At 51.2% G+C, this 22,206-nt stretch carries 15 protein-coding genes; all 15 read left to right on the forward strand.

The window, feature by feature from the left end:
- Positions 1–68: 68 nt before the first annotated feature.
- The 15 genes from ACRWQA_RS09360 (at position 69) to wecC (ending at position 21,997) form a co-directional block, all read left to right on the forward strand.
- Complete coding sequence (locus tag ACRWQA_RS09360; protein ID WP_434228369.1) at positions 69–1,391, forward strand: UDP-glucose dehydrogenase family protein; 1,323 nt, start codon at positions 69–71, stop codon at positions 1,389–1,391.
- A gap of 12 nt (positions 1,392–1,403) precedes the next feature.
- Positions 1,404–3,170, forward strand: a complete 1,767-nt coding sequence (locus ACRWQA_RS09365) for an SLC13 family permease (protein WP_434228368.1) — start codon at positions 1,404–1,406, stop codon at positions 3,168–3,170.
- A gap of 66 nt (positions 3,171–3,236) precedes the next feature.
- Entirely contained in the window at positions 3,237–4,037 is an 801-nt protein-coding gene (gene cysQ, locus ACRWQA_RS09370; protein WP_434228434.1) for a 3'(2'),5'-bisphosphate nucleotidase CysQ, read from the forward strand.
- A 30-nt stretch (positions 4,038–4,067) separates the two neighbouring features.
- Positions 4,068–4,985, forward strand: a complete 918-nt coding sequence (gene cysD, locus ACRWQA_RS09375) for a sulfate adenylyltransferase subunit CysD (protein ID WP_434228366.1) — start codon at positions 4,068–4,070, stop codon at positions 4,983–4,985.
- Positions 4,985–6,904: a sulfate adenylyltransferase subunit CysN gene (gene cysN / locus ACRWQA_RS09380; RefSeq protein ID WP_434228364.1), complete on the forward strand. Its 1,920-nt coding sequence runs from the start codon at positions 4,985–4,987 to the stop codon at positions 6,902–6,904. Before cysD ends, cysN begins: the two co-directional genes overlap by 1 nt.
- A gap of 236 nt (positions 6,905–7,140) precedes the next feature.
- Positions 7,141–8,082 (forward strand): hypothetical protein, encoded by a 942-nt coding sequence (locus tag ACRWQA_RS09385; protein ID WP_434228363.1) that lies wholly within the window; start codon positions 7,141–7,143, stop codon positions 8,080–8,082.
- Complete coding sequence (locus ACRWQA_RS09390) at positions 8,082–8,864, forward strand: hypothetical protein (RefSeq protein ID WP_434228361.1); 783 nt, start codon at positions 8,082–8,084, stop codon at positions 8,862–8,864. The genes ACRWQA_RS09385 and ACRWQA_RS09390 overlap by 1 nt, the downstream gene beginning before the upstream one ends.
- A gap of 28 nt (positions 8,865–8,892) precedes the next feature.
- The gene (locus ACRWQA_RS09395) at positions 8,893–9,789 is read left to right on the forward strand and encodes a hypothetical protein (RefSeq protein WP_434228360.1); all 897 of its coding nucleotides are present in this window, start codon (positions 8,893–8,895) and stop codon (positions 9,787–9,789) included.
- A 45-nt stretch (positions 9,790–9,834) separates the two neighbouring features.
- Positions 9,835–10,869 (forward strand): SDR family NAD(P)-dependent oxidoreductase, encoded by a 1,035-nt coding sequence (locus ACRWQA_RS09400; protein WP_434228358.1) that lies wholly within the window; start codon positions 9,835–9,837, stop codon positions 10,867–10,869.
- A 53-nt stretch (positions 10,870–10,922) separates the two neighbouring features.
- Positions 10,923–12,113, forward strand: a complete 1,191-nt coding sequence (locus ACRWQA_RS09405) for an NAD-dependent epimerase/dehydratase family protein (protein ID WP_434228357.1) — start codon at positions 10,923–10,925, stop codon at positions 12,111–12,113.
- 11 nt (positions 12,114–12,124) lie between these two features.
- Positions 12,125–15,319, forward strand: coding sequence for a glycosyltransferase (locus ACRWQA_RS09410; RefSeq protein WP_434228355.1), 3,195 nt, complete (start codon positions 12,125–12,127; stop codon positions 15,317–15,319).
- Positions 15,320–15,429: 110 nt separating this feature from the next.
- A complete protein-coding gene (locus ACRWQA_RS09415; RefSeq protein ID WP_434228354.1) occupies positions 15,430–16,446 on the forward strand; it encodes a hypothetical protein in 1,017 nt (338 codons plus the stop codon).
- A gap of 1,356 nt (positions 16,447–17,802) precedes the next feature.
- Positions 17,803–19,356: a glycosyltransferase family 2 protein gene (locus tag ACRWQA_RS09420; RefSeq protein WP_446326274.1), complete on the forward strand. Its 1,554-nt coding sequence runs from the start codon at positions 17,803–17,805 to the stop codon at positions 19,354–19,356.
- Between the two features lie 138 nt (positions 19,357–19,494).
- Positions 19,495–20,619 carry a non-hydrolyzing UDP-N-acetylglucosamine 2-epimerase gene (wecB, locus tag ACRWQA_RS09425; RefSeq protein WP_434228432.1) on the forward strand — a complete coding sequence of 375 codons (1,125 nt, stop codon included), beginning with the start codon at positions 19,495–19,497 and terminating at the stop codon, positions 20,617–20,619.
- An 82-nt stretch (positions 20,620–20,701) separates the two neighbouring features.
- Positions 20,702–21,997 (forward strand): UDP-N-acetyl-D-mannosamine dehydrogenase, encoded by a 1,296-nt coding sequence (gene wecC, locus ACRWQA_RS09430; RefSeq protein ID WP_434228351.1) that lies wholly within the window; start codon positions 20,702–20,704, stop codon positions 21,995–21,997.
- Positions 21,998–22,206: the final 209 nt, after the last annotated feature.

A 22,206-nucleotide genomic window follows, 5' to 3' on the forward strand; every position in this document is an offset into this window, starting at 1 on the left:
CATGCTCAAGCGCAACCAGGCCGGTTACTGCGACGTCATCATGCAAGCGCATACATAAAGGGATGGCAATGAACGTTACCGTATTCGGAACCGGCTATGTGGGACTGGTACAGGGGGCGGTGCTGGCCGACGTGGGCCATCATGTGGTGTGCGTTGACGTGGACGCCGTCAAGGTGGAGCGCCTGAGCAAGGGCGATATCCCCATCTACGAACCGGGGCTCGAGCCGCTGGTCAAGGATAACTTCGCTGCAGGACGGCTCAAGTTCACCACCGATGCCGCCGAAGGCGTCAAGCACGGCCAGGTGCAGTTCATTGCCGTGGGAACCCCGCCAGACGAAGACGGTAGCGCCGACCTCAAGTACGTGCTGGCCGTGGCCGAGACCATTGCCCAGCACATGGAGCGCGATCAGGTCATCATTAACAAATCCACCGTACCGGTAGGCACCGCCGACAAGGTGTTCGCCAAGGTGGACGGCGTGCTGGAAGCCCGTGGCCGTAAGGACCTGCGCTTCGACGTAGTCTCCAACCCCGAATTCCTGAAGGAGGGCAGCGCGGTAGGCGACTGCCAGCGGCCGGACCGCATCATCATCGGCACCTCCAGCCGAGTGTCGGAAGATATGCTACGTGAACTCTATGCGCCCTTCAGCCGCCAGCAGGACAAGATGATCGTGATGGACGTGCGCAGCGCCGAGCTGACCAAGTACGCCGCCAACTGCATGCTGGCCACAAAAATCAGTTTCATGAACGAAATGGCCAACCTGGCCGAACGCCTGGGCGCGGATATCGAGATGGTGCGCCAGGGCATCGGCTCCGACCCGCGCATTGGCTACCACTTCATCTACCCCGGGGTGGGCTATGGCGGCTCCTGCTTCCCCAAGGACGTACAGGCGCTGATCCGTACTTCCGACGCCATCGACTTCGACGCCAAGGTGCTCAAGGCAGTGGAAGCGCGCAACGAGGAACAGAAAGCCACCCTGTTCCAGAAGATCCACAAGCACTACCAGGGCAACCTGGCCGGCAAGACCTTCGCCATCTGGGGCCTGGCCTTCAAGCCCAACACCGACGACATGCGCGAAGCCCCCAGCCGGGTACTGATGGAAGCGCTGTGGGAAGCGGGTGCCAAGGTGCAAGCTTTTGACCCGGAAGCCATGGAAGAAGCCCAGCGGCTCTACGGCAACCGCGACGATCTCTCCCTGTGCGGCACCAAGGAAGCCACTCTGCGCGGCGCCGACGCCCTGGTGATCGTCACCGAGTGGCAAAGCTTCCGCGCGCCGGATTTCGAACAGATAAAGCAACAGCTCACAGAACCGCTGATCTTCGACGGGCGCAACATGTTCGAGCCGAAGAGAATGGCGATCAAGGGATTCACCTATCTTTCCGTTGGGCGGTAAGTCGTTCTCTTGATGCCAGTTGAAGCGTTATTCACGTTAGGAATCGTCGTATCGGTACTGCTCGCCCTGGCTACGAGCCGGGTCGCACCGGATACGATTCTCATGGCGGCCCTGGCCGTGCTTGTCATCTCGGGCATTCTGACTCCCGGCGAGGCCCTGGCTGGCTTCGGCAACCCCGGTGTCATGACCATTGCCGTGCTTTACGTCGTGGCTGCGGGCCTGAAGGAGACCGGCGCCATCCAATGGCTGGCGCACCGCATGCTGGGGCAGCCGCAGCGGCTGCGACAGGCGCAGCTACGCGTTCTGCTACCGGCTGCGGGGCTGAGTGCCTTCATGAACAATACCACTGTGGTGGCCATGTTCATTCCGGCCATTCAGGAATGGGCGGGGCGCCTAAGGCTGCCGCCATCCAAGCTGCTTCTGCCGCTCAGCTACGCTGCCATCATTGGTGGCACCTGTACGCTGATCGGCACCAGCACTAACCTGGTGGTGGACGGCCTCCTGCAGAGCGAGCAGGGCATCAGGCTCACCATGTTCTCGCTTGCCTGGGTTGGCATTCCCATCGTTCTGGTGGGGGGCACGTTTCTCTACCTCTTCGCCGATCGCCTGCTGCCGAACCGGCAGGGTGTGCTGGAACAGCTCGAGCAGGCGCGCGAATACTCGGTCGAGGTAGTGGTAGACGAGAAGGGCCCATTGGTGGGCAAGAGCATTGCCGATGCCGGGCTACGCCATCTCAGCTTTGGCTACCTGGCGGATATAGAGCGGCATGGCCGCCTGCTCACCGCTGTGCCGCCGAGCACCGAATTGCAGGCCGGCGACATTCTCATCTTCATCGGGGCGCCCGAGTGTGCCCGCGAGCTGCGCCGCATTCACGGTCTGAAGCCGGCCAGTGGCGACGTTCACAAGCTGGATATTGCCCACCATCAGCGCTGCCTGGTGGAAGCCGTGATCGGGCCCGATTTCGGCGGGCTTAATCAAACGGTACGTGAATCGCGCTTTCGTTCGCGCTATCAGGCCGTCATCCTGTCTATTTCCCGCCACGGCAGGCGTATGCCAGGCAAACTCGGTGATCTGCGCCTGCAGGTGGGCGATACGCTACTGATCGAAACCGCCCAGGACTTCGTCGACCAGTATCGCTACCGCAAGGATTTCCTGTTGGTCAGTGCGCTGAACGACTCCACACCGCCGGATTTTCGCAAGGCACCGGTGGCGCTTGGCATTCTCGCGGCAATGGTAGCTGTCAGCGCCATGGGTCTGCTCAGTATTCTCGAAGCGGCACTGCTGGCCGGTGGGGGCATGCTGGTCACACGTTGCGTGCCGGCCAGCAAGGCGCGCCGTTATGTGGATCTCTCCGTTCTCGTGGTAATCGCCTCCTCCTTTGCGCTGGGGGCTGCCATGACGAAAACCGGTGCCGCCGCACAGGTGGCCCAATGGCTGCTGCTGATAGACAATCTGGCGCCCTGGCTGGCGCTGGCCCTCGTCTATCTCATGACGGTGCTGTTCACCGAGCTGATCACCAACAACGCGGCCGCCGTGCTGATGTTTCCTATCGCCGTTGCCGTTGCCGAGCAGTTGGGCGTAAGTTTCATGCCCTTCGTCATCGCCATCATGTTTGCCGCCTCGGCCAGTTTCATGACCCCGCTGGGCTACCAGACCAACCTGATGGTACTGGGCCCCGGTGGCTACCGCTTCACCGACTATCTGAGGCTGGGCGCTCCCTTGAGCCTGATCGTAGGTATCACCGCCGTAGCGCTGATACCGTTGGTCTGGCCTTTCTAGCCGAGAGCAAGGCTGCCAGCCCGAAGCCAGAAGGAAACACTTTTGACCGATTTTGTAACAGCCGATATGCGTGCTCGCCTTATCGAAGGTATTCACGCCGCGGGCCGTGAAGTCATCTCGATCTACGAGCGTGATTTCAGTATCGAGACCAAGGATGACAAGAGCCCACTGACCGAAGCGGACATGGCCTCCCACCATGCCCTGGTGGACCTGCTTGAACGCATGACTCCAGAGGTACCGGTTCTCTCCGAGGAATCCGCGGAAATTCCTTTCGCCACGCGCCAGGCCTGGCAGCGCTACTGGCTGATCGACCCGCTCGACGGCACCAAGGAGTTCATCAAGAAGAACGGTGAATTCACTCTCAACGTAGCGTTGATCGAGGATGGCGTGCCGGTGTTCGGTGTCGTCCATGCACCTGTGCTGCGCACCACCTGGATCGGCCAACAAGGGCAGGGCGCATGGAACCAGGTGGATGAGGGGCCGTGCCACACCATCAAGGTGCGTGCTCTGCCCGATCCAGAGCAAGAGGCCTGGCAGGTAGTGGGTAGCCGTACCCATGGTTCGGAGGAATTCGAAGCCTTCTGTAGAGAGCTGCCAAATCACGAACGTGTCTCCATGGGCAGCTCATTGAAGTTGTGCCTGGTAGCGGAAGGCAAGGCCGATCTCTATCCGCGCCTGGCTCCTACCAGCGAATGGGACACGGCGGCGGCGCAGGCAGTGGTTACCGCGGCGGGTGGCGAAGTGCTGAATGCCCACACTCTGGAACCGCTGCGCTGCAACCAGCAGGAGAGCGTACTCAACCCGTTCTTCATCGTTGCCGGCGAGCGGGACCCACGCTGGGAATCGGCCCTGCGGGCTAGCCTCTAATTTGCCGCTATCTTTTCCAAGGTACCTTTGATGTCAGATATTTCTGCTGAGCGACAGACCCACCTCAAGCAACTCGAAGCCGAGTCGATCCACATCATTCGCGAGGTGGCGGCCGAGTTCCGCAACCCGGTTATGATGTACTCCATCGGCAAGGACTCCTCGGTGATGCTGCACCTGGCGCGCAAGGCCTTCTATCCCGGCCCGCCGCCGTTTCCGCTACTGCACATCGACACCACCTGGAAATTCCGCGAGATGATCGCCTTCCGCGACCGCATGGCCGCCGAGGTGGGCATGGAGCTGCTGGTGCACACCAACGAGGAGGGGCGCGCCGCCGGCATCAACCCCTTCGATCACGGCTCCAGCGGTTATACCGACGTGATGAAGACCCAGGCGCTCAAGCAGGCACTGGACAAGTACGGCTTCGATGCCGCCTTCGGCGGTGCCCGTCGCGACGAGGAGGCCAGCCGCGCCAAGGAGCGGGTGTTCTCGTTCCGCGACAAGTTCCACCGCTGGGACCCCAAGAGCCAGCGCCCGGAGCTGTGGAACCTGTACAACGCGCGGGTCAACAAGGGCGAATCGATCCGCGCCTTCCCGCTCTCCAACTGGACCGAGCTGGACATCTGGCAGTACATCTACCTCGAGCAGATTCCCATCGTGCCGCTCTACTACGCCGCCCCGCGGCCGGTGGTGGAGCGTGACGGCATGCTGGTGATGGTCGACGACGAGCGGCTGCCGCTGGCCCCCGGCGAGGTGCCGGAGGAGAAGTGGGTGCGCTTCCGCACCCTGGGCTGCTACCCGCTGACCGGCGCGGTGGAGTCCAAGGCCGACACGCTGCCCGAGATCATCCAGGAGATGCTGCTGACCCGCACCAGCGAACGCAGCGGCCGGGCCATCGACCACGACCAGGCCGGCTCGATGGAGAAGAAAAAGCGCGAGGGGTACTTCTGATGGCACACCAGTCGACATTGATTGCAGACAACATCGAGCAGTACCTGCACGAGCACGAGAACAAGGACCTGCTGCGCTTCATCACCTGCGGTAGCGTGGACGACGGCAAGTCGACCCTGATCGGCCGGCTGCTGCACGATTCCAAGATGATCTACGAAGATCACCTGGCCGCCATTACCCGCGATTCGAAAAAGGTCGGGACTACCGGCGAAGAAGTCGATCTGGCGCTGCTGGTCGACGGGCTGCAGTCGGAGCGCGAGCAGGGCATCACCATCGACGTGGCCTACCGCTTCTTCTCCACCGACAAGCGCAAGTTCATCATCGCCGACACCCCGGGGCACGAGCAGTACACCCGCAACATGGCCACCGGCGCTTCCACCGCCAACCTGGCGATCATCCTGATCGACGCCCGCTACGGGGTACAGACCCAGACCCGGCGGCACAGCTTCATCGCCGACCTGCTGGGCATTCAGCACCTGATCGTGGCGATCAACAAGATGGATCTGGTCGACTACTCCCAGGCGCGCTTCGACGAGATCGTCAAGGAGTACCAGGCCGTTGCCGAGAAGCTCCACGCTCGCGACATCCGCTTCGTTCCCATGTCGGCGCTCAAGGGCGACAACGTGGTCAACAGGAGCGAACACATGGGCTGGTACCAGCAGCCGGCCTTGCTGGAGCTGCTGGAAACCGTAGAGATCAGCCACGACCAGAACCTTCGCGATCTGCGCTTCCCGGTACAGTATGTCAACCGCCCCAATCTCGACTTCCGCGGCTACTCCGGCACGCTGGCTAGCGGCATCGTGCATCGTGGCCAGGCCGTCAGGGCGCTGCCCTCAGGCAAGGTTTCCAAGGTGGGGCGAATCGTCACTTTCGATGGTGACCTGGAAACCGCCTGGCCGGGCCAAGCGATTACCCTTACCCTGGAAGATGAGATCGACATCTCCCGCGGCGACTGGATCGTGGCGGAAGAGGACAAGGTGCCGCTTGCCAATGGCTTCGAAGCGGATATCGTGTGGATGCACGAGGCCCCGCTGGAGCCCGGCAAGCTCTACGATCTCAAGCTTGCGACCCGCGCCGTGGCAGGCAAGGTCACGGCGATCGACTATCAAGTCGACGTCAACACCCTCGAGCAACGTCACGCCGAAAACCTCGACCTGAATGTCATCGCGCGTTGCCATGTCGAGCTCACCGCCCCGGTACCGGTAGACGATTACCGCAGCAGTCCGGGCACCGGTAGTTTCATCATCATCGACCGCCTCAACAACATCACGGTTGGGGCTGGAATGATCCATCAGCCGCTGGATAGCGAGCTGCCCTACGAGTTCCGCGAACACGACAGCAAGGCCAATGTGGTATGGAACCGCACCAGCGTGACCCAGGCCATGCGCGAGCAGCTCAATGGTCATAAGGGCAAGTGCGTGTGGTTCACCGGTCTATCAGGTGCGGGAAAATCCTCGCTAGCCAACGCCCTGGAAGTGGAACTGAACCGCCGCGGCTATCACACCATGTTGCTGGACGGCGACAACATCCGCCACGGCCTGAGCAAGGACCTCGGCATGAGCGAGGAAGACCGCGCCGAGAACATCCGCCGCGTGGGCGAGGTGGCCCGTCTTTTCGCCGAGGCTGGCATCATAGTGATTACCGCCTTTATCTCGCCGTTTCGCAGCGAGCGGGACGCCGCGCGCGAGCTGTTCGGCGAGGGTGACTTCATCGAGGTTCACGTCGATACACCGTTGGACATCTGTGAGCAGCGCGACCCCAAGGGGCTCTACCAGAAGGCACGGGAAGGCAAAATCAAAGATTTTACGGGTATCAGTAGCCCCTATGAGGCGCCGAAAGCCGCAGAATTGACTGTCAACACCGCTGAACTGAGCCAGCAGGAGATTATTGGGCTGTTGCTCAAGCAACTTTCATTTTAGCGGAACAATGCCTTTGTGAGGGGCTCTTAATTTACACTGATATGTTTTACCGCTCCTCCTCAACATATACCCTAGCTAGTTAGCTAGCACTTGCAGGTGTCGTAGCTGAAAGTAGGCTATGGAAGTGGCAGCTAGGAAGGTTCTGCGGTAACTTTACTATTATGGCAGAGCATCGTTGAAGGGTGGAAGTAACATCAATGAGTGACATAGCTCGCAAAACAACTAGGAGCACTGGTATGACGAGCACGGCCGCCGAGCCAGTAGGGGGAGGCAATAAGGGGGAAGCAGGGCGTGACCAACTGGTCATGGTGAACCTCTCTGCTAAGCCTTGTACAATTTGGCTGAATGCAATGCGTGAGGCGGGGCAGCCGTGGTATGGGGAAGTGATTGATGACTTGGTGAAGGCCAAGGCTATGCTGCAAAAACAGCCCTACGCCCATTTCCTGATATGTTACGACACGCCAGAGAGACAGATAGCCAACGATATTGGAAATGGCCGTTTGCCCTCCCAAGCATTAGCGAGCTGGCAGAACCAAGTAAAGCTCCTTCTGGACCTTTATCATCAACATTACCAGCGCGTAACCTTAGTGGTGCACGAAGCGCTTTTCAATCGGCAAAAGGCACTTTTTGACCAGCTTACTGCCCGTAGCGGCATTGCCCTTGGCCGGGTCTCCCTCAACGGCAATGCTTCGGTTGCCGGCAGCGAGCTGCTCGAAGAACAGCACGTAGTCTTACACCGTTTAATGGGGCTCCAGGCGCTGCAGTACCCACCAGCCAAGCGCTTGGCCCAAGAGCTGGAAGCGAGCTCGCTGCCACTCTTAGAGCCGGAAGACCTGTTTGATTTTCTAGATCAGACATATAGTGTTGTAAATAACTCCGAGACCAAGATAAATCTGGACGATCTGCAGCAGGAAAACGACTTGTTGATCAGGCAGCTTCACATGGTCCAGGAAGAGCTAGAGCAATATCTGCAGGAAAAAGAAAAGGACGACACGGAGATAATTAAGCTAAAAAATGAGATTAAGCGTAAAAAAGAAGAGATGCTTAATCTGACGCAAAAAAACAATAATATGTTAGCACAGCTTAAAGCGATAAGAAGTTCAAAATCGTGGAAATTGACGGCACCTCTGCGCCGAACCATGATGATGCTGGGCGGCAAGAAAGGCGGAGGAGCCTAATGGAGCAACAACCGATTTCAGCGTTGCAAGAGGTAAATGGCACCATCCTACACCTTGGGGCAGGTGAGTGCCGTGAGCTGGAAACCTATCTAGCAACAGAAGCAGAGCAAATTGTATTAGTAGAGCCAGCTCCCGAGGCTGCTCAGGCATTGAGGCAGAGAACCGCCGATGAGCCGCGTGTAAAAGTGATCGAAGCTGCTGTATCTAGCCTAGCGGGAGGCGCCACTCTCTACTACTACAACCTTCCTGGTCTAGCCACCCTTCATCCCCTCAAGCCCTTGCCTACCAAATGGCCAGGGTTGCGCGAAATTTCACAGGTAAATGTGAAAGCGTACAGCCTGGACCAGCTTATGGAGCAGGTGACTATGGCGGAGGGGAGAAAGCACTGGCTGGTTATCGAGACCCCCGGTGAAGAGAGTCATGTCCTGCGTGCTATCAGGGATTATGAAGTTCCGCTATGGATTTCGCACCTTTCCTTGTATATCGGAATTCTGACACCGCAAGTTGACCAAACACGGCCAGCGCTACTTAAAACTTTGGAAGAAGCCAGCTATCGCTTAGTAGATGTTGTCACCCAGGCGGATCAGTTTATTTTCCATGCCAAGGCAGGAGCGCTAAAAGTCCATCAGGAAGAGTTACATAGGCTAAAACCTGTACAGCTGCTTAAAGAGAATCAACGGCTACAGAATGAAAATCAAGCGTTGAGCGAAAAAATGGCTCAAGCCGAAGCACAACTGAATCTTATGGAAGAATTAATTTTGCACGGGGTCATACATGAGTAAGGGGACGGACCCTCATGCCGAGCATGTAATGCATGAAATGACGCTGTACTGGCAACTGGGAAAATGGCGTGACCTAGTCGCACTATATCAGCAACAAGACATGAGTGTCTGTACGCATCGAACCCGCCTGACAGTGCTTGCATCTGTTGGCTTATGCCAACTGAACAGGCATGAAGAGGCGCGCCATTGCTTGGTCCAGGCATTACAATGGGGCGCTCGTCCCGCCGAGGTATTAGCGCTACTTGCTTCTGGGGTTCATAATACCTTAGGGTTGGCCAGTCTCATAAGAAATCAGGCGGAACGTGCCCACATGCATTTTAGGCAAGCGGTATCTGAGCAGCATGATGCCGCGCCGGGACAAGCAACAGCACGTGCTCGCGCACAAACTGATTGGCTTATTGAATCTTGTCCAAGGCTGGGATACTCGGTCGAAATGCTACGAGAAGCAGCCCATTACCAACCTCTTGATTATAGCTCGGACGCGGATCGACGTTCGCTGGCGCATGCTTGGCAGTACTGGATCAAAGGGGAATGGGGAGCGTTGGTCAAGGTGGATAAAGCTATGCTCGATCAGCACCCTGACCGTGCAGAGTTAATAAGCCTGGCTGCGGCAGGCTATCAACAGCTTGAAGATGTCGATAATGAGCAGCGTTGCATACAATTGGCATTGGATTGGGGCATCGCTAAAGCTTGGTTAAAGGCTCTGCTCGTGTCGGGCATTCAGAACCGTATGGCACGGGCCGCGACCTTGGCGCGGCGGTATGAGGAAGCTAGCTACTATTTCAGCCGAGCTATGGAGGTTCGATCCATGACACATGCTCCGGAACTTAACTTAGCGCTGGAAGAAAGAATCAAGTATCAACTAGCGGATCTGGAGGAAGGTGATATTGATCAAGTCAGATCTGCACTTAATTTACAATATTGAAGCTCCGCAAAGCCATCAAAGAATCATGTCAGGGAATTATATTAGATGAATCGTTTCAAAGAGAAAACCGTATTGGTCACTGGAGCCTGCGGTACTGTAGGAAGCGAGTTGGTAAGTCAGCTGCTCAGAGTTTTTGGTGTCAAAAATTTGATTGGTATCGATAATAACGAATCCGAACTCTTTTTCCTTCAGCAGCGCTTCCAGGCTTACAGCAATGCAAATTTCTATCTTGGTGATATTCGCGACCGAGCCAAGCTCACACGCTTGTTCAGAGAAGTTGACATTGTATTCCATGCTGCGGCTTTTAAGCATGTAGTGTTGTGTGAGAGTTCGCCTTTCGATGCCGTGCAAACCAATGTCAACGGTGTGCAGAACGTGATCGAAGCGGCTTACGATGCCGGTGTGGAGCGTGTAATTTTTACAAGCTCCGACAAGGCGGTGAATCCCACAAATGTTATGGGTACCTCAAAACTGATGGGCGAGCGGCTGATGACGGCAGCTAATAATGCTTATCGAGGACATAGCACACTGTTCAGTTCTACACGTTTCGGTAACGTCTTAGGTTCGCGTGGGTCCGTAATCCCCATCTTCCGCGAGCAGATTCGCAAGGGTGGGCCAGTAACCTTGACAGATCCTGCCATGACACGATTCATCATGACTATTGAGGAAGCTACGCGCTTGGTCATTGACTCCAGCCTACAGGCCAAAGGAGGCGAAGTATTCGTTACCAAAATGCCAATCATCCGCATCCAAGACCTGGCTGAATGCATGATCGCGGCCTTAGCACCCCGTTATGGTCACAATCCGCAAGATATTAGCATCAAGGTGATTGGTTCGAAAGCAGGCGAGAAGCTATATGAAGAGTTGATGAGTAGCGAAGAAACGCGCCGTACCTGTGAACTAAAAGATTATTTTTCGGTGCTCCCTGCCTTTGGCAATGTGACCGAAGAAATCATCTACGACTATCCAGACAAGATCTGCGAGGGTATCGACAAACCCTACAACTCCGAACTGGAGCCAGCGATGACAAAGGCAGAACTTGCCGTTTATTTGGAAACCCACGGTTTGCTCGAAGACTGAGCATGATTCAAACTTCTCTATCGTAGCAAAATTATTTGTAATAAGGAGTTATCATGTCCTCACACGTTCTGATTCTCGGTGGCGACGGCTATCTCGGCTGGCCCACGGCAATGTACTTTTCTCAACGTGGCCACGAGGTCACGGTTGTCGACAACTATTTTCGGCGCAATGCTTGCACCGAGCTGGATGTCGGCATGCTGTATAGTGTGCCCACATTGCAAGAACGGGCTAAGATCTGGCATGAAAAGACAGGCAAGGAAATCAAGGTCGTAATCGGGGATCTGACCGATGCCGAGGTAATGCGTTCTCTATTTAACGGAACCGTGAATTATCAATGGGCAGTGGATGCCAAGTTTACTGGTATACCGGAGACCATAGTTCATTATGCCGAGCAGCCATCCGCTCCGTACTCGATAATGGACTACAAACACGCCAATATCACGCTGTCCAATAACCTGCTGGTAACCAACAACCTGATGTTTGCAGTGCGTGACTTTGCTCGCGACGCTCACATCATCAAATTGGGCACCATGGGAGAATATGGCACGCCAAATATCGATATCGAAGAGGGCTGGCTGGATATTGAACACAAGGGCCGCAAGGGCAAGTTTCTCTTCCCGCGTCAGGCCTCATCGCTCTATCACACCACCAAGATCATGGATACCGACTTGCTGTGGTTCGGCGTGCGCATGTGGGATTTGCGCGTGACGGATCTCATGCAAGGGCCTGTGTACGGCAACGAAACCGATGAATCTGCCATTGATGAACGCTTGAAGACCATCTTCAACTACGATGAAATCTTCGGCACAGTGGTCAACCGCTTCGTGGTGCAAGCGGTTGCCGGCTACCCACTGACTGTCTATGGCCAAGGCGGGCAGACTCGCGGCTATCTCAATATCAAGGACACCTTGCAGTGCGTAGGCAAGTCGCTGGAAACCCCGGCCATCAAAGGGGAGCTTCGAATTTTTAACCAAATTATGGAAACATTCAGTGTCAAGGAGTTGGCCGAACTGACTCAGAAGGTAGGTGAGAAGCTGGGGTATGGCATTGAAATCAAGAGTATCGACAATCCTCGTAAGGAAGCCGAAGAGCATTACTACAACCCGACCTACCAGGGGCTGATCAACATTGGCGTCGAGCCTCACTACCTGACCGAAGAAGTGATGGAACAGATGATTCGAGTAGCAGATCGCCACAAAGAGAATATTCGCAATGACGTTATCTTCCGTGGTGTTCGCTGGTAGGCATGCCTGATATGAGCGCCGATAATCAGATTGCGCTAACGGCTTTTCAGAAGGCGAGGGCGCACTTTACGCAGCGATGTTTTTCACAAGCCCGTCTTGCCTTGGCGGATTATCGGCATCTCATTCGGTATGAAGCTTTTCAGCATGAGGATCGACGTTTATTAGGTGGCTTACCGAGCTGTTCGGTTATTATCGTTAGCTATGCGGCTGGGCCAGGCTTGCTAGAGTGCCTCGATACTCTCTTGGCCCAGACGCACCCAGCCTTTGAAGTCATTTTAATCGACAACGGCGGTAATGAGTCCCTTCAGTCAGCTTTGAAGCACAGGCCTATTTTGCATGTGCAGTGCCCGATGAATCTGCTGCCATCCGAGGCGCGCAACATCGGTGCCTACTTTTCGCGTGGCTCGGTGCTGGTTTTCGTTGATGATGATGGCCAAGTATGCGAGGACTACTTGCATCAAGCCGAGCAGGCGTTGCACAAACCGAATGTCATCGGCGTCCGGGGGAGGATACTGCCACTCACCGCGAGTGGTGCAAGTATCCCTCACTATGATCAAGGTGAGGAAACGGTACCATCAGCTTTCACTCTGGAAGGCAATATGGCCATTAGGCGAAGTGTCTTTCGCGCCGCTGGCGGTTTTGACCCACTAATGTTTGGTCATGAGGGTAAGGAGCTGACCGAGCGTTGCCAGCGGCTCGACCCTGCATTCCAAGTTCTCTATTGGCCAAAGCTTCTTCTCTATCACGACTATGCGCAAGGCGCTCGTCTACAAGCCAAACGTGAGCGTCAGCAACTCGGGGCAGACTATCGAGTATATTTGGAAAAACTACGCTCCAAAACTTTCAAGTGCTTTATCAGTGAACCTAGAATTGGGGACGACAACGTGAGCCAGGCAGGCATTTCCGTTCTGCTCCGCGCCGGCAATGATGCGCAGGCGGCTAGAAAATTTCTTGAACAGTTTATTAAGATCAATACTTATAAGCCGGTGGAAGTATTTGTACTGTTCAATGAACCACGAACCAGCCATCTTAACTTAGTGCGTGAATTTGCTGGAAGACTATCCGTGATTGTGCTGTCAGTAGAGAAGCGCACTTTTTCCAGCTTGCTTCCTAAGTTGCGTTACGATTATGCACTTATTGTTTCGACGCCAACTGAAATTGGAATGGACGTACTAGGACAAGCTATAGTTGCATTAGCAGGTGCTGCTAGTGGCTTATATATGAGTTTTAATAAGCAAGTTTTAGGTAATTCTCTTCTGTTAGGAAAACAAGAGCTATTAAGAATAGAAAGTAAATATCTACAAGCGAGCAAAGACGATATTGAAGAAGGCTTAGGTAATAAAAAAAGATTATTTTTTCCCCCTGAGTTGGAAAAAAATACAAAATCTCAAGAATTGAACGGCTCAAACTCTATGGAGCTAAAAAGCGGGAAAGTTTCGAGTCCCGAGAAGCTACTGAATGATGATGAAAATTACTCAAACAAAATTATTCATGAATGTAATTATTTTGTAGAAAAAGATATAAAGCCACACACTGCGAAAAGAGCGCTTGGATTAAATGTCGCTTTTTTTGGCAGCAATCAGCTTTGTGATCGTATTCAGAAAGTCTGTGATATAATAGACTTATCGAAAAGGATTAATAGTGGATTTCCAACGGAAGACATTGACTTTCTTTTAGTTGAGTCAACTCTTGAATCCTCGCTAAACCGAAATCAAGAAGAAAGTCTAAAAGAGCTTTTTCTTCAGTTTAAAGAGAGAAAAGTGCCGACGGTGTTTTGGTACACTGAAGCCTATGAGCACTGTTCTTTTTTCTTAGATATTGTTGACTTATTTGATTTTATTTATGTTGCAGAAGAGCAGGCAGTGCAATGGTTTAAGAGTCAAACGAGCAAGCATATTGCGTATGCACCTTTAGGTATTGTACCTGAGATCAACAATCCTGTTAAGACAAAGATAGCAACAACTTTTACAAATTTGTATGTTATGTATGATGGCTGGGCGGACTTGATTGAATATAAAGAAAATAGGGATCTTTTAACTTCACTGAATAGGGATGATCTTCTTGTATTTGACTCGAATTGGAAGTTTAAGAAAAATAAGCTATTAGATTTTCCGGATTATAAAGAAAATATCATAGGTTGCATTACTTACAAACAGCGTCTACAGGCGCTTAAAGAATTTAATGTTCTTCTAATAACATCAAAGACATTAAAATCCTCAGCAAAACTTCGGAAGGAGATTGTTGAGGCCTTGGCTGCAAAGTCACTTGTTATTTGTTACGGCGAGATGGATTTAGGTGATATTGGGAAATGGGTAGAGTTTTATAATGATTTTGAAAGCCTTAACAAGAGATTAGACTATTTAAAAAATAATCCATTAGAGCTTAAGTCGAAGGCACAGAACGCTTGGAGAAAAGTTCATTCCGAGTACACAGTTAGCCAGAGATTAAAACAAATGGCAGTTGATGTTGGTGTTGAAGTAAAGGACAAGAACATCAGGATTAGCTGTATTACTATCACAAAGCGCCCTCACCACTTAGATAACATAATTAAAAATTATTTAGCTCAATCATATGTAGAAAAAGAATTGATTGTAATAATAAATTCTTTTGTGGAAGACTTCTCAGGGATAGTTAAATATATAAAAGATAGCGTGCCGAATGCGCAAGTGTATCAAATTGGTTGTGAGAGAAATATAGGTTTTTGCTTGAACTTTGCTATCAACCGTTCTTCTGGTGACTACTGGGCAAAAATGGATGATGATGACCAATATGGAAAAAACTATATATTTGACTATCATTTGTCATCAAGATATCTTCCATGTGACTTAATTGGTAAGAAAATGGGATACACTTATTTCGAAGCTTATAATGCGGTTTTCCTACGTAACCCGTTGGCTATTGATAAAAGTGATATACTTTGCAGTCGGGAGCACTCCGTACATATGTCTGGCGCTACTTTTTTCGGAAGAAAGGAGCTTATAGAAAGTGTTCCTTTTGCAGAGAATGTACGCTCTTCTGTAGACTCCGATTTTTATATTGGCTGTTTGGAGAAGGAGCATACGGTTTTAATTACGGATGATTTTAATTTTGTTGTGTTTAGGGCGAATAACAAAGATCACCATACTTGGAAGCAGAATGACGCCGATTTAATTAAAAGGTCGATCAAAATCTGTGATGGCTTTGATTGTGATTTTTTTGAATCTTAAACTTCATGGAAAATTACATATTGGTCTTTACTCATATCAATGCATGCTTAGCAGATGAGCTAATATCAAAATATTCTTTATGCTCCTAGTTCCTCGGGATACGGACTGACATGAATCAATTAAATATAGGTAAAAAAATTATTATTGTTTTGGGACCCGGGCGTTCAGGCACTTCGTTGCTTATGCAAATTCTCGAACATCAGGGCATAGCTTTATCAGAGAAACTAAATCAACCAAGTGCAGCGAACAAATATGGTCCAAAAGAAGATAAAGATATCTTTGAGGTTCATTCAATTTTACTAAAAGAGTTAGGAAGTAATCCTCTTATTCCACTTCCTGATGGCTGGATGAATAAGGAGGCTACATTAAGGGCCAAGAAAAAGCTTAGAGACATTCTCTTAGATAGGCTAGAGAATAACTCTGTTTTTGCGCTGAAGGATCCGCGCATGAGCTTTTTTTTACCGCTATGGAATTTAATTTTTAATGAACTAAAAATTACACCTGTATATCTTTTTGCCATTCGTGAATTTAAAGCGACTGCCGGCTCACATCTTCGACAATATAACCTTTCACCTGAAGCTGTGGAGTCTAGTTGGTTATCAAGGACAATTGATGCGCTGAGGTATGTCGGCACCGAATGTTTCTTTGTACATTACGAAGACTGGTTCTCTTCCCCTGAATCAACTTTGGAGGGTCTGCGTGAACATTTGCGAAATCATAACATTGCTTTGACTAAGAACTGCGACTTAAGTGAATTAGTTGATAAGTCGGCTGATCGATCCAAAAAAGACGATATTATTATCTCAAATATTTGTGTGCAGGAATTAAATAATTTTCTTGCAGATTTCCGTGGTTATGATTATGACCGGGAAAAATTAATAGATAAGATTAACTATTGCCAAGGAATCATGCAAGGTTTCATGGCATGGTGTAATTTTGCGCACATAAACATTGCAGCTCGCGAGAAGGCGCAGCAGCAGTTACGAAATGCAAGGAAAAAAATCCAAGATCTGTCGGACTGTGAATCTCGGAAAGAGTATTTAGAGGCTGAGTTGCTTCTGGCTAATAAAGCAGGTAAGGAGTTTTTCACAACTATGGCTATGATGAAAAGAATTGATGATATTTAACCATATTAAAAATTTAAAGTTAGGGATAGCTTTAACAACTCTCAAATGATAATTGCCGCATATTAGTCTAGCTACTTTACCTGTATACAGCGCATGCAATACATGCCTAATATTTTTTATGCGTTAGAAGCTTTTTTATTTGTTACCTCTCTCGCCGACGTTATTAGTAGTTGGCTACCAGGGGTGTGCAGTACCTACCTGCTATTGTTACTTGGCTAGCACGGATAAGGCTACCGCTGGCATGCTTATCCCGGCGCGTTGCAGGCGTGATAGGCGAGACGGTGTCTAGCGCCAAAGTAGGGAGAGGCGGATTAGTGATCTGGGCCGTCTATTCGTCGTAAGCGCCTAGCCAAGTGCCGGCAACCACATGTGTCATATTTGCACGAGACATAACTGAAGGGGACAGGAATTAAAACGGCAACAAAAGTTGGGCACTATAAAAGACGAATGAGTGCTAACTCGCTTGATATGAGGGATGTGCTTACGAACAACAGATATCTATAATAAATAAAATATTTAAAGAAGAGTTTTCAATTTTTGGCTATGAAATGCTGCATCCTTAATATCTGTAAACCCGCTGCGCTATGCCCGCCGCATCCTAAGTCATCGGCCTGATGGCACAGCTGCCCTACGCCTTCATGCCGCGAGCCTCGGATGCCTTCGTATGATTTAATAATTTTATGCTGCAAGTGATAACCTGGCTGTTCGCAGCCATCCACTTCTGACTTTAGGGACGTCTTACGATCCAATGGTGGATTGGCTCAAGCTGGGCCAAGGTTGTAAGCCAGCTTTGTTTTTGTTTCACCCGAGTCGACCAGGCTCTGCGCTTTGACTTCGGCTCAGCAGGCTGATCTGGTCTTGCGACCGAGGCTGCACGAGATCGTACTCACCGTCGAGTTAGTGGGGCACTCTCTCAATAAAAATTTTGTCGTGGGTTGTGATTTTGTGGATGCGTCTTTTAGTAATTCTACCAGCCGCTAAGTTGGTGGTGTATTTTTTGCTTTGTACTGCTAGTCGGGCCAAGTATTAGGGATGCCATCGGACTGATCTTGCCTAGCAGCAGCTAACACTTTGATAACATAAACACTGGACGAAGCGAGAATTTCGAGTACATCTAGACTGATGTAATCACTCCGGATCTGAGACTCTTCCTTAAAAATTCCGCAAATATACGTAACCACTGGCGTGATCGTTAAGAGGATCGCATGGGCGCAGGGCTTGTTTTTGGCTGCATTGGTGAGCAGTTGCTAATTCTTGTCGATTGAGTTATCAGGGGGAGGAAGTTTCTTGCCATGCTTGAGTCGAGAACCTAGCCAATATCATGTCTACAAACATCGGCAAGGCATTGGGGGGAGCATGCAGGTAACATATTTGGATTTGTTGGAACGCAGAGAGCGATTAGGAAGAAATGTTGGAGCGCTGGATTTTCTAATAGAGTATGTTAGAAAGAAAAATTTTCTTCAGTCTCATGATCAAGTCTATTATTACTGCTCGGAGAAGTCTAATAAGTATATCAAGGCTAAAGTTACGAATTCAGGAGTCGGGCATCCGCAAAAATCTCAAAAACTCAACAATTTAGTTGATTGCGCTGCAGCGTTACGAAGTGTCCAAATGCTGCAATCATATCTTGAGTTGATTAGTTTATTGATAGACAATATTAATGCTTTAGAAAGAAGAAAGCAATTGAAGTTGTTAGGGCATATTAAAATAGCATTTCTATTAAGTGCAGACCAAGATTTCTTGGTTCGGCTAAGAAAAAAAAATGAAGCTTTTTTTAAAAAGATCCACTTGCCCGAAGAAGTTATAAAAACCTTGGATGATGATCTGGGTGGCTTGGTAAGAAAGGGTGATTCGGTAAACGACTTAGTATTTGATGCTCATGAGGATGCAAAAAAAATCGAATTTTTTTTAAGGTCAGAATACATTGATCATGCACTTTTTGAGCAGAAATTTGGTCTCGAGTTAAACCTCGCTGCACTAAAGAGAGATTCTGATGCATATTTGAAGACATTAAATCGCCTGTTCTTTGAAAGTGGATTAAAAGGCATTGGTCAAGTTGATCTCTGCTCTGAAAATGTTCTGTCAACGCTAAATGTTGACATGGCTGAGGAAAAAACAAGTCAAGAACGTGGTTTAGTCTCTATCATTGTATCTTGTTTCAACTCCGAAGATACCATAACCTATGCATTACGCTCCTTATTATGCCAAACATACAAAAATATCGAAATTCTTGTATGTGATGACAGAAGTGAGGATGACAGTTTGAATGCTATCTTGGCGCTGGCTGAAAAAGACAAAAGAATAAAGGTTTTTAAATCAAGATTGAATCAAGGTACTTATAATATAAGAAATGCGCTACTGAAAATTTCCGAGGGTGAGTATATTTCTTTTCATGACTCCGATGATTGGGCACATCCTCAAAAGCTAGAAAAACAGTTAGAATTTATGTTGAGAAATGATGTACCTGTTTGCAGTACCCGCTGGATACGAATGGATCCGAAAGGAAGAGCCATCTTCTTTGTGGATGGAAAAATTTATCGTTTCTGTGTAGTTTCAACCATGGTGAAGCGGGAAGTTTTTTCGATAATACCTAAGTTTAGACAGAGCGTGGTGGCTGCTGATACGGAGTTTCATGAGGCATGTATCCAGCTTCTTGGTGAAGAGAAGGTTAAAGTTCTCGATAAACCTTTGGTATTGGGTTTATGGGGAGATAATTCACTGACTAAAAGAAATGGCTTAGAAGCTGAGAATACTGGCCATGTGGCGGAGCGTCGCAGAAAATATTCGGAAATAGCTGCAAGGCAGCGTGTTTTTGGCTCAGGGATCGTTACAGATAACGATGTACGCGATGTTCTCGTTGAAAACGGGATCTATCGTGAGTTTTCGGGGGTAGATGAAGTTAAGGTCTAGAAGATTATCGGTGTGCTCGGATCAAGGGTTCCGATATGGATAAGCCGCGTAACCTGAGAAGTCAGTAACCGTCGAGTAAATAGCGTAAACCAGTTGCTCATTCGATTTACCATTCACGAAATATACAAATTTATGCCTATCAAGACTCTATGCGTGTTCGGCACGCGCCCCGAAGCCATAAAAATGGCTCCTTTAGCCCTGTCTCTCGCTGGCGATACGCGTTTCGACGCCCAGGTTTGCGTGACCGGTCAGCACCGTGAAATGCTAGACCAGGTGCTGGATCTGTTTGAACTCAAGCCTGACCATGACCTGAACATTATGAAGCCGGGACAGGATCTCACTGATGTGACCACAGCGATCCTGCAGGGCATGAAAGGGGTACTGGCAGAGGTAAAGCCCGATATCGTGCTGGTTCACGGCGATACCTCGACTACGCTGTCTGCCACACTGGCTGCCTATTATCAGAAGATTCCCGTTGGGCACGTGGAAGCGGGGCTGCGCACCGGCAATATCTACTCGCCCTGGCCGGAAGAGGCTAACCGAAAGCTCACCGGCGCCCTAGCCGAGCTGCACTTCGCCCCCACGTATCGCTCCCGGCAGAACCTGCTCAATGAGGGTGTGGCCCCAACCAAGGTGCACGTGACCGGTAATACAGTGATCGACGCACTGCTCGACGTGGTGCGTAAGCTCGATGCCAGCCCGGTTTTCCAACAGCAGTTTGCCGAACGATTCGATTTCCTGGATGCCGAGCGCAAGCTGATACTGGTGACCGGCCATCGTCGCGAGAGTTTCGGTGGCGGCTTCGAACGTATCTGCCAGGCCCTGCATGATACGGCCGCTCGCCATCCTGAGACCCAGATCGTCTACCCGGTGCATCTCAATCCCAACGTGCGCGAGCCGGTCAACCGCCTCTTGTCAAATATCGAAAACGTTCACTTGATCGAGCCGCTGGACTACCTGCCGTTCGTCTACTTGATGAACCGCGCCCACCTGATCCTCACCGATTCCGGTGGCGTGCAAGAAGAGGCCCCGTCACTCGGTAAGCCGGTGCTGGTGATGCGCGACACCACCGAGCGTCCCGAGGCCGTGGATGCAGGCACCGTCAGGCTGGTGGGAACCGATGTGGAGCGCATCGTCAGCGAAATGCACACCTTGCTGACTGACACCACCGCCTATGAAGCCATGAGTTACGCCCATAACCCCTACGGCGACGGCAAGGCGTGCCAGCGCATACTCGAGACCCTAGCCAGTACCTCCTTCTAGGGCGCCGAGTCACTAGACGATTAACGCTGTAGACGCTCCTGACATTCATTCAAAAGTACCCTTCCTCACCGGACATACACACATGGACTTCAACACCATCTCCGTCATTGGCCTAGGCTACATTGGCCTGCCAACCGCCGCTGTCATCGCTTCTCGTCGCAAGAAAGTTGTCGGCGTGGACATCAACCAGCATGCGGTTGATACCATCAATAAGGGCGAGATCCATATTGTCGAGCCCGAGCTCGATATGATCGTGCATGCCGCAGTAAAAGAAGGGTACTTGCGTGCCACCACCAGCCCGGAGTCGGCTGATGCGTTCCTGATTGCTGTACCCACCCCCTTTAAGGCCGAAAGCGGTGATAATCATGTGCCGGATCTGAGCTATATCGAAGCGGCCAGTAAGGCCATCGCCCCGGTACTGGAAAGGGGCAACCTTGTCATTCTGGAATCCACCTCTCCTGTGGGGGCCACCGAACGCATGGCAGCATGTCTTGCAGAAGCGCGCCCGGACCTCAGCTTTCCGCAAACCCATGGGGAAGAATCGGACATTCGTATTGCCCATTGCCCTGAGCGAGTGCTTCCCGGTCATGTGATACGAGAGCTGGTTGAGAACGATCGATTAATTGGGGGTATGACGGAGAAATGCTCCAAGGCGGCCACCGGTCTCTACAAGATTTTCGTGCAAGGGGAGTGCATTGCCACCACCGCGCGCACCGCCGAGATGGCCAAACTCACCGAGAACAGCTTTCGCGATGTGAACATCGCCTTTGCCAATGAGCTTTCCATTATCTGCGATAAGCTCGATATCAACGTGTGGGAGCTGATTCGCCTGGCCAACAGACACCCACGAGTGAATATCCTGCAGCCCGGTCCAGGCGTAGGCGGTCACTGCATTGCGGTCGACCCTTGGTTCATTGTCAGCGAGACGCCGGATGAAGCCCGCCTGATCCGTACCGCGAGGGAGGTTAACGATGGCAAGCCGCAGTGGGTAATCGACAAGGTCAACGAGGCGGTGGGTAAGTTCCTGTCAGCCAATCCCGACAAGACTGCGAAGGATGTGACGATCGCCTGCTTTGGCCTGGCCTTCAAGGCTGATATAGATGACCTGCGGGAAAGTCCCGCCTTGAAGATCGCGGAGGCCATTGTAGCGGTGCATCCGGGCCAGTTTCTGGTAGTGGAGCCAAATATTAAGGTCTTGCCTGAAGGCAAGCTTGTTGGCGCCAGGCTGGTTGACCATCCGAATGCCTTGGAGGCTGCCGATGTGATAGTGCTTCTAGTGGATCACAGACCCTTCAAAGCAATTCTCGCCGACAAGCTTGATCAGACTTATCTTGTGGATAGTCGTGGCGTATGGGAAAGCTATGCTCGTTTTAAGTAAGCAATGTACAGCCTAAATATAGGGAAGGCGGGATATGAGAGGGAAATACAGGCTGAAGAAGCTATTAAAAAGGATTGGCATATATGAGTCTTTGGTAAAAGCAAGATTTGGAATTAAGGGCTTGGTCCAGCCCCTAACCTCTCCTTCTCGGCTGGTGGAAAAATTACGGAGGTATATAAATAAAGCAGAACTGAATGAGGCCAAGGAGG

The organism is Billgrantia sp. C5P2, assembly GCF_051062895.2.

Bases quoted from the DNA above. Each gene is read 5' to 3' on its own strand.
- ACRWQA_RS09360 (WP_434228369.1), top strand. From the start codon at position 69: ATGAACGTTACCGTATTCGGAACCGGCTATGTGGGACTGGTACAGGGG.
- ACRWQA_RS09365 (WP_434228368.1), top strand. From the start codon at position 1,404: ATGCCAGTTGAAGCGTTATTCACGTTAGGAATCGTCGTATCGGTACTG.
- cysQ (WP_434228434.1), top strand. From the start codon at position 3,237: ATGCGTGCTCGCCTTATCGAAGGTATTCACGCCGCGGGCCGTGAAGTC.
- cysD (WP_434228366.1), top strand. From the start codon at position 4,068: ATGTCAGATATTTCTGCTGAGCGACAGACCCACCTCAAGCAACTCGAA.
- cysN (WP_434228364.1), top strand. From the start codon at position 4,985: ATGGCACACCAGTCGACATTGATTGCAGACAACATCGAGCAGTACCTG.
- ACRWQA_RS09385 (WP_434228363.1), top strand. From the start codon at position 7,141: ATGACGAGCACGGCCGCCGAGCCAGTAGGGGGAGGCAATAAGGGGGAA.
- ACRWQA_RS09390 (WP_434228361.1), top strand. From the start codon at position 8,082: ATGGAGCAACAACCGATTTCAGCGTTGCAAGAGGTAAATGGCACCATC.
- ACRWQA_RS09395 (WP_434228360.1), top strand. From the start codon at position 8,893: ATGCATGAAATGACGCTGTACTGGCAACTGGGAAAATGGCGTGACCTA.
- ACRWQA_RS09400 (WP_434228358.1), top strand. From the start codon at position 9,835: ATGAATCGTTTCAAAGAGAAAACCGTATTGGTCACTGGAGCCTGCGGT.
- ACRWQA_RS09405 (WP_434228357.1), top strand. From the start codon at position 10,923: ATGTCCTCACACGTTCTGATTCTCGGTGGCGACGGCTATCTCGGCTGG.
- ACRWQA_RS09410 (WP_434228355.1), top strand. From the start codon at position 12,125: ATGAGCGCCGATAATCAGATTGCGCTAACGGCTTTTCAGAAGGCGAGG.
- ACRWQA_RS09415 (WP_434228354.1), top strand. From the start codon at position 15,430: ATGAATCAATTAAATATAGGTAAAAAAATTATTATTGTTTTGGGACCC.
- ACRWQA_RS09420 (WP_446326274.1), top strand. From the start codon at position 17,803: ATGCAGGTAACATATTTGGATTTGTTGGAACGCAGAGAGCGATTAGGA.
- wecC (WP_434228351.1), top strand. From the start codon at position 20,702: ATGGACTTCAACACCATCTCCGTCATTGGCCTAGGCTACATTGGCCTG.